Genomic DNA, 11,972 nt, shown 5'->3' with positions numbered 1-11,972 from the left:
GCCTTGAGTGATGCAGGGAAACCAGTGTGATGCATCGATGAACCGCAGGCCCCTGCGGCCGCGCACTTCAGCGGTTCAGGACGCTGACGATCTCCACATGGCTCGTTTGTGGGTAGAAGTCGTGTGGGGTGACCTCGCCCAGCTTCCAGCCGCGCCGCAGCAGGTCACCCACGTCACGCGCCCAGGTGGCCGGGTCACACGAGACATACACCAGCCGGTCGGCGGTGCTGGCGTGGATCTGTTCGCGGGCCTCCTCGTCCAGGCCGGCGCGTGGGGGGTCCACCACGATGACGTCGGTGCCCAGTTCGCTGAAGCGCGCCGCGTCGCCGCTGCGGTAGACCACATTGTGCTCGCCACTGACCGCCACGTCCTGCCGGCCACGCGACAGGGCCTCCGGCGCCGAATCCAGCACCGTAACCTTGCGGAAGGCCGGAGCCAGATGCCGGCCGATGGCGCCGGACCCACCGTACAGGTCCACCGCGTGATCGCCCTCCCCCGCCAGCTGCGCCGCGCGCAGGTACGCCAGTCCGGCCGCCTGCGGGTTGACCTGGGCAAAGCCGGTAGCCGAGACGCTGACCTGCACCTGCCCGAACTGCTCGCGGATCTCGCTCTCACCGGCGATAAGGCGCACCCCAGCGCTGAAGCGCCGTCCAGCCGGCTGGGCCAGGCTGACCCCCACCACGCCGGCGTCCATCAGATGGTCACTGGCGCGCAGATACTGCCGGGTCTCGCCCGGCCCGATCAATGCGGCCACGACTTCTCCAGTCAGGCCACTGGCCCGGAAGGCGACCTCGGTCGCCGGGTCCAGCAACTTGGGGTCGAGACGGTCCACCACGGCCTGAATCTGCGGCATCACCAGGGGGTCTTTGTCCACCACCAGCGGGTCGCTGCCGCGCCGCTCGCGGTAGGCCAGGCCCTGCGGCGTCACGAGGTACTGCGCGGTGTTGCGGTAGGCCCAGGCCTGCGGGCTCGGCACCGTGTCGTTCACAGGCCGGCGCACCTTGGCAATGCGGCTCAGGGCCTCTTCTACGAAGGCCTTCTTGTAGGCCAGCTGCGCCTCGTAACGGGCGTGGGCCAGGTCAGCGGTGGGCAGTTCAGGGGCGTCGACCCGGTCGGGACTGCGCCGCAGCACCTCGACCACCGTGCCCTGACGCACCCCCTTGCCAGCACGCACACGTGCGGTGACGCGCTCGCCGGGCAGGGCGCCGCGCACCAGCACCACGCCGGACTCGTCACGGGCGAGCCCCAGCCCCCCCGCGACAAGTTTCTCTATTTCCAGCGTAAGCAGTGGCTCGGACATAGGTACAGGGTAGCGCGGCGCGTGAAGAAATGGCCCGGTGAGGGCTCATCCAGGCTGTCCTCACGAACGGAAAGAATTACTGTATGAAACGCACCATTCCCCTGCTGATTGCTGCCCTGCTGCTCGCCAGTTGTGACAACGGCGCCGAGACCGAGACCGACACTTCCACCAGCACGACCACCACAACCACGGACCAGGAAGACACCACCCAGACCACGTCCACCACCACGACCGAAGACGAGGAATAACGCTCAGAGCTATTCAGCAACCTCCGGCGCCGATACGCCCGCGCCGGAGGTTGCTTATGTGATCAGCATTCCCGGGAGCAGCCCGGTCCTAGCTTCGCTTCAATGACCGCTCGGCAAGCACCCCGGTCACACCGCCCCAGATGAAGTGGGCCACGATCATCAGGGCGTTGCGCCGCGCCGGGTGATGGGTGGCAGAGCTCAGCAGGCCCGTGGCCGGCAACATCCCCAGGTAACTGCCAGTCCACACGACAATTCCCAGACCGATTCCCTTGACCACCGGCGGCCCGGGCAGGTCCCGCAGCGGCGCGTACAGAGCCCCGACCGCCGCACCGTAGGCAAAGTGATTCACGACCGTCGCGGCCTTGAGGACTGTATCGTTCTCCGCCACGGTGTCCAGGCCCACTGCTTCAGCGGCATGCTCGGTGATCTGTTCCGGCGGCAGCGGGTAGCGTTCCCGCCGGGGCAGCAGCCAGTGCTGGGCGCCCAGCATCCAGACCGACATGGGCAGGGTGGCCACACACCCGGCTAACGCAGATTGCACAAAAGGATTCATGGCCGGATCATGAGGGAGCCGGGCGTGAGAGAAGCTCGGGCTGGCCTAATGGGCGTTGAGCCGGACGCCGGGCGAGGGGAATATCAACAGATGAAGTCCAGAAGCCAGTGTCTGAGCGGCCTCTGGACTTCGCGTTACTGCTGTGCATCTGCCCGGTTCCTGCCTCGCCCGTCTTGCGGGCCGGTTCGATCAGGAGCGAGGCTTCAGCTCTCCTCGTACTCCAGATAGGTGTAGCCCAGCAGTTCCTCGCCGTAGTCTTCGAGCAGCTCATGCTCCTGCCCTGCCGTGAGGGTGCCGACCTTCAGCGCCGCGTCGGCCTGATCTTCAATAGAGTCGCGCAGCATCGGTTCCTCGTAGCCCATCGACTCGATCATGCGCCGGGCCTTCTGGCCACGCACGAACAGATCGATGTTGAACCGGCCGCCGGGGCGCACCGTGACGTGGGCCTCGCTGACCTTGCCGAACAGGTTGTGCGAGCTGCCCAACACGTCCTGGTAGGCGCCCATCAGGAACACACCCAGGTAGTAGGGCTGCTTGCCGGGCTCGTGCAGCGGCAGGGTGGCCTTGACGTCCCGCAGATCGATGAACTTTTCGATCTTGCCGTCTGAGTCACAGGTGATGTCCACCAGGGTGGCCTGCCGGGTGGGCTTCTGGTTCAGGCGGTCCAGCGGCACGATGGGAAACAGCGCCTGGATCGCCCAGTTGTCGGGCAGGCTCTGGAACAGGGAGAAATTGCAGATGTACTTGTCGGCCAGGACCTTCTGCAGATCTTCGAGCTCGTCGGGCACGTACTTCTCGCTCTGGATCAGCTTGGCGATCTTGCGCAGGATCGCGTTGAACAGTGCCTCACCACGGGCCCGGTCCTGCAGTGTGACGTAGCCCAGGTCAAACAGGTCGTGCAGCGTCTGCTTGTCACCGACCGCGTCGTTGTACATTTCGCGGTAATTGCGCATGGAAATGTTCTGCACGATCTCGTGCATGTCCTTGATCAGCTGGTGGCTGTCCTCGGCCGGGGCCACAAGTTCCTGATCTTCCAGGTTGCGGGTGGGGCCGGTCACGTCGATCACCGGCAGGATCAGCACCGCGTGGTGGGCGGTCAGGGCCCGGCCGGACTCGGAGACGATGATCGGCTCGGGCACCCCGCGCGCCTTGCAGGTTTCCTGAATGGTGTACACCACGTCGGCGGCGTACTCCTTGACGGTGTAGTTCATGCTGGCGTAGAAGGTCGTCTTGGAGCCGTCATAGTCCACGCCCAGCCCACCGCCGACGTTCAGGTACTTGAGTTCGGCACCCGCAGCGATCAGGCCCGCGTAGGTCTGGGTGGCCTCGCGGACCGCGACCTTGACCCGGCGGATGTCAGTGATCTGCGAGCCGATATGGGTGTGCAGCATGACCAGCGAATCGATCATGCCCTCTGCTTTCAGGCGCTCGACGACCCGCAGCAGCTCGTAGGCGTTCAGGCCGAACTTGGCCTGATCTCCGCCGGATTCCTCCCACTGCCCCGAACCGCGCGCGTGCAGCTTGAACCGGACCCCGATGGCCGGCCGGACCCCCAACGCCTTGGCCTGCTTGAGAATCCGGTCCAGTTCACTGAACTTTTCGATGGTGATGACGACGTTCTTGCCCAGCGTGCGGCCCCACAGCGCCAGCTTGATAAAGCCGTCGTCCTTGAAGCCATTGCAGCACAGCAGGGCGTCGGGGTGCATGCGCTGGGCCAGACACAGCGCCAGCTCGGCCTTGCTGCCGGCCTCCAGCCCGTGCGCGTAGTCATAACCTGCCGACGCCACGGTCTCGACCACCGCGCGGCGCTGGTTGACCTTGATGGGAAACACGCCCTGGTAGTGCCCGGTGTAGCCGTATTCGGCGATGGCCTGCCCGAAGACCTCGTTCAGGTGCTTGACCCGGCCAGCCAGCACCTGCGGAAACCGCAGAATGACCGGCAGGCTCTCGCCGCGGTCAACGATCTCGTCGACGATGGCGCGCAGCGGGACGTGCAGACCCGGACTGGTGGTGGCCTCCAGCTGGCCTTTGTCCGAGACACGGAACCAGCCGCCGCTCCAGTTGGGAACCTGGTAAAGCTCGGCAGCATCAACAGTGGTAAATCCGGGGGTGGGGGTACTCGTCACAACAGGCGTCCTCCATGGGTAAGGTAGGCTCGCCGTGCGCGGGGTTCGGAAAATGACAAAGTGCCTTTCACGGACGCCGTGCGAAACCGGGGCAAATGATACGGCACGCCCCCCCCCTGTGCGCCGGGGGCCGGGTTGCATTTCTCTCCTCAATGAGAGAAGCGAGACCCAAAAGGTCTCGCTTCTTCTCATTCTGGCGGTCCGGACGGGATTTGAACCCGCGACCTACTGCGTGACAGGCAGTTATGCTAACCGCTACACTACCGGACCAGCGGACAAAAGATTAGAGGCCATGGCAGCGGAAGTCAAGTCGGCCGGCTCTTCCCGGCAACCACGCTACCCTGCCACCATGTCCCTCTCAGAACTGGTTGCGACTCCCGGCCAAGTACAGTTCACGCGCGGCGGCCTCAACGAAAGCCGGCACGAGATTCACGTGGCGGTGGTGGACCCGGCGGGCTGGGTGGTCGCCTCCTGCGGCAACGCGGATCTGGTGACCTTTCCGCGCAGCACCAGCAAACCGGTGCAGGCCCTGCCGCTGGCCCGCGTGGCTCCGGACCTGCCGGCCGACGAACTGGCGATCGCCTGTGCCAGTCATGCCGGCACCCCGGCGCACCTGGACGTGGTCAGGCGCCTGCTGGCCCGCTCGGGCAGCACAGCGGCCGACCTGCTGTGCGGCACCCATCCGCCCTTCGACGCCCAGGCCGCAGCCGAGCTGATTCGCACAGGCACCGCGCCGACCCCGCTAGACCACAACTGTTCAGGCAAACACGCGGGAATGCTGCTGAGCTGTGTCCTTCACGGCTGGCCCAAGGAAGGGTACACCGAGCACGATCATCCCCTGCAAGCCGAAATCCGCTCAGCACACGCGCAACTGGCCGGAGTGGCACCCGAGCATGTGCATGCCGGAACGGACGGGTGCAGCGTGCCGGCCTTCGCACTGCCGCTGAGTGGCATGGCGCAGGTTTTCGCACGGCTGGCCGACCCGGGCTCTGACGCGGCCCTGGGGCGCATCTTTGCGGCCATGACCGCTTACCCAGAACTGGTCGCGGGGCCAGGACGGCTGGACACCACCCTGATGCCCCTGGTTCCCGGCCTGGTGACCAAGATGGGGGCTGAGGGCTTTTTCGGCCTGGGGCTGCGCGATACCCCGCGCGGGCCGCTGGGGGTGGCCTTCAAGATCATGGACGGCGGCGAGCGCGCGCGCGCCCACGTGGCGCTGGCGGTGCTTGACGCGCTGGGGGTGGCCATAACGCCAGAGTTGCGGGCGCTGGCCCCGGCGACCCTGCGCAACTGGGCTGACCGCGAGGTCGGTGAGGTGCAGGTGAAGCTGCCGCTGCACTGGAGGCCCGAAGCGGCGCTTTAGAGCGGTTCGATGAGAACACAGACTGTCGGCATCCTCCCATTCTGCGTCCTGCTCGGCACAACCCACTCGTTCCGCCCGTCTCAACAATGCCGTCTTTTAGAAAGATGCTCTAGGCTGCCAGCCATGTTCCGCCGCGACCCGTACGCCGCCGCGCTGGCCCAGGCTTCCGAGGTGCTGGGGGGCGATGTCAGGCCCCTGCGCGCGCTGACCCGGCTGGCGTTTGCGCGCGGCGGTGTCCTGGCCCTGTCCCGTGGCGGGCAACGGGTTTTTATGCCGCTGGGTGGGGTATCAGCAGACGGACTGTTCGAGCTGGCCAGCGTGACCAAACCGTTTACCGCCGCTCTTGCCGAGGTGCTGGCGCGTGAAGGCCTGCTGGACTGGGAGACTCCGCTGCGCGCGCTTGGCGGTTCCTTCCGGCCTCTGCCCCGGACACTGACGCCCCTGGCCCTGGCCACCCATACCGCGGGCCTGCCCGCTCATCCGGCGCGGGCCGCCATGACCATCCTGACCCGCTACCACGATCCCTACGGTGGCATGAGTGCCCGGCACGTCCTGGCCAGCGCGGCCCGCTGGGCCAGTCCACGGCAGGCGGGGCGGTTCATGTACTCCAACCTGGGGGCCGGCGTGCTGGCGCTAGCCTGCGCTGTCGCCGCCGGCGAGGACCTGAGTCCAGAAGGGTACGGCCGGGCTTTGGGGGCCCGCGTCACCGCTCCATTGGGCCTCCCGGATGTCAGCCTGAGCCCAGGCCGCACTGTCGTGACACCCACCGGAATGCTGGGCAGCCCCACGGTTACGGGCTTTGGGCCGCTGGCGGGTGCAGGTGGCCTCTACGGCAGCGCTGCGGACCTGCTGGGCTTTGGCGAAGCCCATCTGTCGGAGCAGGCCGGCACACACTGGACCCGGCTGCTCAAGCCTTCCGGGCTCCCACGGCACCTTGACGGCGTGGCCCCCGGGTGGATGGTCTCGGGCACAGCACGCTGGCACGACGGAGTGGCCCGAGGTACCCGCGCGGGGTTGGGCTTTGACCCTCAGGCCGGCGTGGTGGTCGCGCTGCTGGCCCGCGGCGGCGTGCCTCTGACCGGGGTGCGCGGCGCTGTGCCCATGCTGCTGGGCGCACTTTTGGGGGCCGGCGCTGCGGCCCCCTGAATCAGGCGCTCAGGGCACCAGCCAGGTCACACTGCGGGCGTCGTTCAGGCCACTGATGACCGTGCGCACACGCCAGTTGCCCTGGGTCAGGCCGTAGGCCGTGTCGTAACGCGTCAGGGTGTTGCCGCTTAGGGTGTACAGCAGCCCTGTCGGTGTGATTGTCACGTCCCGCAGGTCACTGACAAAGCTGGTCACCGTGGCTGCAGTGGCGCGTACACCGTCCCACAGCAGCAGCGGGCCTGTCGAGGACACGTTGTTACGCCAGGCCGCAAGCAGGGGACGGTTCCCCGCCGGTCCCGCCCACAGCCGGTCATACCGGTCAGTGCCAAAAGCCTTCAGGGCTGCCGCCGCGTCGGGCTCTCCGGTGGTCTTGAGCGGCTGGATACCGGAGTCGGTAGCGGCCAGAATCTGCGCGGTCCCCCCTGGGGCTGCATAAGTCACCAGATCCCTGACTGCAGGCACAGGCAGCGGCGCGCTGACCTCGGCCACCGTGTCGCCAGTGTTGAGCGGGGCCACGCGCAGCACCTCACTGCCCCCACCCATGCGCGGGCGGCTTACCACAGCAACGTCACGCTCGGCAGCCGTATCACGCACGACCGCCAGCCTCACCGGTGGCACGTCGGTACCCGCAACAGGCAGGAAGGTGGGCAGCAGGGCCGTCCAGACCAGAACGCCGTCATCGCGGTACAGCGCCAGACGCTGGGGGCCTCCCTGGCATTCACTGAGGGTCAGCAGGCGATCACGCGCAGCGCTGGTGGCGGTCTGGCGCAGACACGGGGTAAACGGCAGGGTGCCGAACGGCTGAGGGGTGGCCAGCTGCAAATCGCGGCTGTCCAGTCCGTCGGTGCGGGTCAGTGCAAAACGGCGGCCACTGGACAGTGTCTCGACACTCACGCCGCCGGTCACGGTCTGGCGGGCCACATCGGTAAATGGAGTGCTGGAGGTGTCCTCCGTGGGGGTCAGGGTGCGCAGCGTGGTGCCACCATCGGTGAGCAGCACCAGGGGAAGGTTTGGGGTGCTTTCCTCGGTGCCGGTACAGGCAGCAAGCAGCAGGGGCAGCGCAAGAAGGGCAAAGCGGGGTTTCACGGACGGTCACCTCTTGAGGGGCAGGGCTGATTGAGGGCAGAGCCCGGACATCAGGGCAGCAGCGGAATGTCGAAGCCTTCCTTGGTCAGGTCGAATAGCGGGTAAAAGGCCTGCCCGGGCAGACCGACGGCCAGACGGTAACGCCCCAGCCCCAGGTCGGCTTCCGCCTGCAGGGCCCAGCAGCAGCGGTCAATGGTCAGCCCGATCACCGGCGAGATGGGTGTGTAGTTCTGGCGCACGCCATCCACCCAGGTGAAGGTCTGGCGCAGGCTGGCCGTCAGGTAGGCGCCGGGCTTCTCCCCGTTGCCAATGGCCACCGTGGCCCGCACCGGCGCCACCGTCAGCGTATCGGTGGCCACGTCGTTGGGGTAGGTGCCGCTGCGCGTGCGGCTGTACAGCACCCGGCCCGAAATCGCCGCGCGGCTGCCGAACTGCCAGTTGGCATCGGCGTCCACCCGCGCGAGCTCGGTGCGTTTCTGGTCCAGGCCCGCGACATTGAGCACTGCCACCAGACCCAGCCGCTGGCCGGGACGGGTGACACTGACGGTGCCGGTCAGGGTCGGCGCGGTCCAGCCGCCACGCCGCAGGTCGTAGGGGCCGCCGTAGATCAGATTCCAGCTGTTGGCGCTGCCCTGCACGGTACCCACACCGAAGGTCACCGTACCGCTGGACGTGGCGGTGGCCGGAGGCTCAAGCAGCAGGTCATGGGCGGTGAAGGCGCGGTACTGGCCGCGCCAGGTGATGCTGTGCTCGCCGCTCATGCGGGCGGGTTCCAGGTAGAAAGTTTCGCGTCCTGTCACCGTCACCGGATTCAGCACGACGTCACGCGTGGTGGACAGGCTGTAGGTCACTCCCAGCTCGCTGACCGGCTCGGTCTTGAAGTCGTGGATGGCGTACACCGTGAAGGTGTTGGTGCGCAGGTCGCCCGTCACGGTGGCGCTGACCCGGAACGGAACGAGACCGGTGCCCTTGCGGTAACCACCGGACGCGCTGAGCGACAGGTTCGGGAACGGCCAGGGGCTGCTGCGCGTCACGGTGGCAGGCTTCGCCGGCTGCGTTTCGGTCGCGGGCTGCGCAGGCGTGACCTTCGGCGTGCCGCTGTCCGGGTCACTGAGGGTCACGTTGTAGGTGAAGTCCTGCAACTCACCGGTGTCGATGTTGTGGCGCAGTGAGGCGTCAAGGCGCAGGGGCAGGCGGTTGACGCTCAGGGTGACACCCAGCGGCTGCTGATCCTGCGGGGCCAGGAACAGATCACGGGTATAGGAGATGCCGAAGCGGACATCCCGCACCGGCACGGTGCTCAGCGTGATGCTGACCGGAGCGCTGAGCACCCGGCGGTTCACGGCGTCAAACGCAAAGGGGCTGGTGCCCTCGGTGCGCAGATAACGCGTACCGAAGGTAATGGTGTTGTCCACGTTGAAGCGCTGGGTCAGTTCACCGCTGACGAGCAGGTCCACCGTGCGGGCACCGGTCCCGTAGTAGCGCCCGGTAAAGGTATTGCGCAGCCGCAGGTCCGCGCCCGGCCAGGGCTGGGCCGTGTAGGACAGGTCGTGCTGCTCCTCGAGCCGGGTGGTGGTGATGTTGATGCCCTGGGCACTCGCACTGCGTGAAAGCGGGTTGCTCTGGGCGGTGTACTGCCCAACACTGAACCGGGTGTCCAGGCTGAAGTTGCCGTTGGTGTACACCTTGGGGTCAATGATGACCTCCGGCTCCTTCAGCGGCGAGGTGATGGGGGTGGTCGCCTCCGGGCCAAAGCGGTCGACGTAGTTAAACTCCGCGTTGAAGCGGGGATATTCCACCTTGGCACCAAAATTCACGTTGGTCACCCCGTGGACCCCGTCACCTTCCCGGCGCCCGATATCGCGCCGCGTGACGCTCAGACGGTAATCCAGATCCCGCACAGCTTCGGTCAGCGGAATCCGGCCACTGGCGCTGAAATCAATGTCCAGGTCGTATCCGGGATTGGGCTTGCCGTCCGCCAGGAGTGGCTTGGGATTGGCCAGGGTGTACAGGTTGATGCGGTCCACATAGGGCAGCGGCGCGTAGGAGCGCAGCGCCACACCCACCCCCAGGCTGGGGCTGCGGTTCTGGTAGTAGCGCAGCAGGGTGGTGCCCAGCGTATTGGAACCGATCGAGAAGGGCAGGTCCGCTTCCACGACCGTGCCGTCCCGGTCGTCCCGGCCGATTTCCAGCCGGGGCTGGCGGTCCCGTTCGTTCAGGGGGAGCACCAGCACAGGCAGAAACAGTACCGGTACGTCCACCAGCAGCAGCTGCGCCCGGTAGGCGATCAGCCGGTCACCGGGATACACGATCAGGCGCTCGGCCCGGAAGGCAAAGTCGTTGGGTGTGCGACCACAGCGCGCGCAGGTCGTGAAGTAGCCGCCGCTGGCACGCAGCTGGCCCGGAATGCGCTCGACCTCCGAGCCGCGGATTTCCAGTTCGTCGTCACTGATCAGGACGTCTTCACCGGTGATCTGCTCCTCGCCCAGATTGACCACCAGGTTCTCGCCGCGCAGGTCCTGGCCGTCCTTGGCCGTGGTGTAGCGGGCGGCGCCCACCAGCGTCAGGGTGCGGCGCGTCCGGTTGAATTCCACCCGGCGGGCGCGCACCACGTCGTCATCGACGCGCAGCTCTACACTTTCGCCAGTGATGATCACCAGCTCCTGGCCGTCCACCTGACGCAGTTCCAGCGTGTCGGCCGAGATGATCCGAACGGTCCGGGCCTCGGCAGCGCTCATGGCCCCGGCCAGCAGCCCCAGGGTCAGCAACGCGCCACGGATGAATCCGGCGCGGCGCTGGGGAGACGTGCGGCGCCTCATGGCGTACCCGCGACAGCCCGTAGGGCCAGCCATGAAGGCCCAGGCGCAGAAGGCAGACCAGGAATGCCCAGCTCAGGCAGCGGCTGTGCGCCGGCCAGTACCGGGCCGCCCGAATCCCGCACGCCGGCCAGCCGGTTCAGGGTAGTGCCAGGGTAATAGAAGCCCAGTACATGCAGGTGGTCATACCCCTGCCTGGCCAGCTCCAGGGCGCCGTACTGCGACAGCCCCACGCCGTGGCCGGCGCCACTGCCTTCCACGATCAGGGGGCTCAGGCCGCTGAGGATCGCGCGGCTGCTCGTGGCGCCCAGGGCACGCACAAAGCCGCCGGCCCGAGCCCCACTGATGTGCGCCACACCCGCCGCGCCACTCAGGGTGATTTCCTGCGGTCGCCCGGATTCGCTCACGCGCGTGACACTCACCCCGCGCAGGGCCCCAACTTTCGCACCAAACTGCGTGGCCACCGCCTGCACCTTGCTCAGCGGCACTTCCAGACGCCAGCGCGAACGCGGCCCGTTGGCCGAGAACGGATCGGGCCTTGCGGTCAGATACGGGATGTCCTTCCCCCAGACCTCCGCACTGGATGCGGTAAAGCCGCCTGAATCGCTGCTGAAGTAGGTGCTGGCCGGTTTGCCGGCGTAGGCGATGACCTGTGAGGCAGTCGCCGCAATGGCCGCGTCGGGCCCGGGCTTCTCGGCATCCATGCCGCGGTAGACCTGACAGCTTTCGGTGGCGCAGGTGTCGTAGGGTGCCGACGGGTTGATGCGGGCAGCAACGTAAGTCCGCGCGATCACGGCCTGCGCGGCCAGGGCACTGGCCGGCCAGCCACTGGGCATCTCGGCCGGCACCACACCGCGCAGGTAGTCCTCGACATCAACCACGTTGATCGCCTGGACACCTCCGTCCTGGGCACGCAGCAGCACTCCGCCGCGGTAGAACCGCCCACTGATCTCCACCACACTACCCGGAGTTGGTGGCAGATACAGGGCCGTATTTCCGGCATCCTGGCCGCCCAGGGTCAGGTGCGCACCCGGCTGACGGCCTGAAACCCCGACCAGCCACGTGTTCATGGTCGGGGGCTGGGGCAGGGCGGCCAGCACGGAAGGAGCCGCCAGCGGCGAGGTGGGGGTGGGGGTCACCGGTACCCGCACCGTGACCTGCTGTCCACTGGACACCAGCACGCGGACATTCAGGGCCTGGGCCCCGGACAGGGCACCGAGGAGCAGGGCTGCCCCCAGGGCACCCAGGCTGCAGTGGCCAGATGAGCTGCGCCGGGAACGCAAACGAAAAGGCATGATAGTCCGGAGTATAAACAACCCTTCATCTCCAGCGCC

9 protein-coding genes and 1 tRNA gene are annotated in these 11,972 nt (G+C 67.1%); 3 read left to right on the top strand and 7 right to left on the bottom strand.

Annotated elements, in window-relative coordinates; translation table 11 throughout:
• Positions 1-67: 67 nt before the first annotated feature.
• Positions 68-1,300 (bottom strand): class I SAM-dependent RNA methyltransferase, encoded by a 1,233-nt coding sequence (locus tag IEY49_RS12930; protein ID WP_189009346.1) that lies wholly within the window; start codon positions 1,298-1,300, stop codon positions 68-70.
• 83 nt (positions 1,301-1,383) lie between these two features.
• On the opposite strand from IEY49_RS12930, the gene IEY49_RS12925 reads away from it, so the two are divergent.
• Positions 1,384-1,548 carry a hypothetical protein gene (locus IEY49_RS12925; RefSeq protein ID WP_189009343.1) on the top strand — a complete coding sequence of 55 codons (165 nt, stop codon included), beginning with the start codon at positions 1,384-1,386 and terminating at the stop codon, positions 1,546-1,548.
• Positions 1,549-1,636: 88 nt separating this feature from the next.
• On the opposite strand, the gene IEY49_RS12920 is transcribed toward IEY49_RS12925, so the two are convergent.
• The 3 genes from IEY49_RS12920 to IEY49_RS12910 all read right to left on the bottom strand — a co-directional run bounded on the left by IEY49_RS12920 (position 1,637) and on the right by IEY49_RS12910 (position 4,497).
• Positions 1,637-2,101, bottom strand: a complete 465-nt coding sequence (locus IEY49_RS12920) for a DUF1440 domain-containing protein (RefSeq protein WP_189009340.1) — start codon at positions 2,099-2,101, stop codon at positions 1,637-1,639.
• Positions 2,102-2,304: 203 nt separating this feature from the next.
• Complete coding sequence (gene speA / locus IEY49_RS12915; RefSeq protein WP_189009337.1) at positions 2,305-4,227, bottom strand: biosynthetic arginine decarboxylase; 1,923 nt, start codon at positions 4,225-4,227, stop codon at positions 2,305-2,307.
• A 194-nt stretch (positions 4,228-4,421) separates the two neighbouring features.
• Positions 4,422-4,497 (bottom strand) — tRNA-Asp (locus tag IEY49_RS12910).
• Between the two features lie 79 nt (positions 4,498-4,576).
• On the opposite strand from IEY49_RS12910, the gene IEY49_RS12905 reads away from it, so the two are divergent.
• Both IEY49_RS12905 and IEY49_RS12900 read left to right on the top strand, forming a co-directional pair.
• Complete coding sequence (locus IEY49_RS12905; RefSeq protein WP_189009333.1) at positions 4,577-5,590, top strand: asparaginase; 1,014 nt, start codon at positions 4,577-4,579, stop codon at positions 5,588-5,590.
• Positions 5,591-5,713: 123 nt separating this feature from the next.
• Positions 5,714-6,736, top strand: coding sequence for a serine hydrolase domain-containing protein (locus IEY49_RS12900; protein ID WP_189009330.1), 1,023 nt, complete (start codon positions 5,714-5,716; stop codon positions 6,734-6,736).
• 9 nt (positions 6,737-6,745) lie between these two features.
• On the opposite strand, the gene IEY49_RS12895 is transcribed toward IEY49_RS12900, so the two are convergent.
• From IEY49_RS12895 to IEY49_RS12885, 3 genes are read right to left on the bottom strand one after another with little or no spacing between them, the layout of a single operon-like run.
• A complete protein-coding gene (locus tag IEY49_RS12895; RefSeq protein ID WP_189009327.1) occupies positions 6,746-7,822 on the bottom strand; it encodes a hypothetical protein in 1,077 nt (358 codons plus the stop codon).
• Positions 7,823-7,872: 50 nt separating this feature from the next.
• The gene (locus IEY49_RS12890; RefSeq protein ID WP_189009324.1) at positions 7,873-10,641 is read right to left on the bottom strand and encodes a hypothetical protein; all 2,769 of its coding nucleotides are present in this window, start codon (positions 10,639-10,641) and stop codon (positions 7,873-7,875) included.
• Entirely contained in the window at positions 10,638-11,933 is a 1,296-nt protein-coding gene (locus tag IEY49_RS12885) for a SpoIID/LytB domain-containing protein (RefSeq protein WP_189009322.1), read from the bottom strand. The genes IEY49_RS12890 and IEY49_RS12885 overlap by 4 nt, the downstream gene beginning before the upstream one ends.
• Positions 11,934-11,972 lie beyond the last annotated feature (39 nt).

The sequence above is a fragment of the Deinococcus malanensis genome (genome assembly GCF_014647655.1).
GTDB lineage: Bacteria > Deinococcota > Deinococci > Deinococcales > Deinococcaceae > Deinococcus > Deinococcus malanensis.
Note: the sequence above shows the minus strand (reverse complement) of the source record. Positions and strands in the feature narration are given on the sequence as shown.

Excerpts from the sequence above, each read along its gene's own strand:
- IEY49_RS12930 (WP_189009346.1), bottom strand. The coding sequence starts at position 1,300 with ATGTCCGAGCCACTGCTTACGCTGGAAATAGAGAAACTTGTCGCGGGG.
- IEY49_RS12925 (WP_189009343.1), top strand. The coding sequence starts at position 1,384 with ATGAAACGCACCATTCCCCTGCTGATTGCTGCCCTGCTGCTCGCCAGT.
- IEY49_RS12920 (WP_189009340.1), bottom strand. The coding sequence starts at position 2,101 with ATGAATCCTTTTGTGCAATCTGCGTTAGCCGGGTGTGTGGCCACCCTG.
- IEY49_RS12905 (WP_189009333.1), top strand. The coding sequence starts at position 4,577 with ATGTCCCTCTCAGAACTGGTTGCGACTCCCGGCCAAGTACAGTTCACG.
- IEY49_RS12900 (WP_189009330.1), top strand. The coding sequence starts at position 5,714 with ATGTTCCGCCGCGACCCGTACGCCGCCGCGCTGGCCCAGGCTTCCGAG.
- IEY49_RS12890 (WP_189009324.1), bottom strand. The coding sequence starts at position 10,641 with ATGAGGCGCCGCACGTCTCCCCAGCGCCGCGCCGGATTCATCCGTGGC.
- IEY49_RS12885 (WP_189009322.1), bottom strand. The coding sequence starts at position 11,933 with ATGCCTTTTCGTTTGCGTTCCCGGCGCAGCTCATCTGGCCACTGCAGC.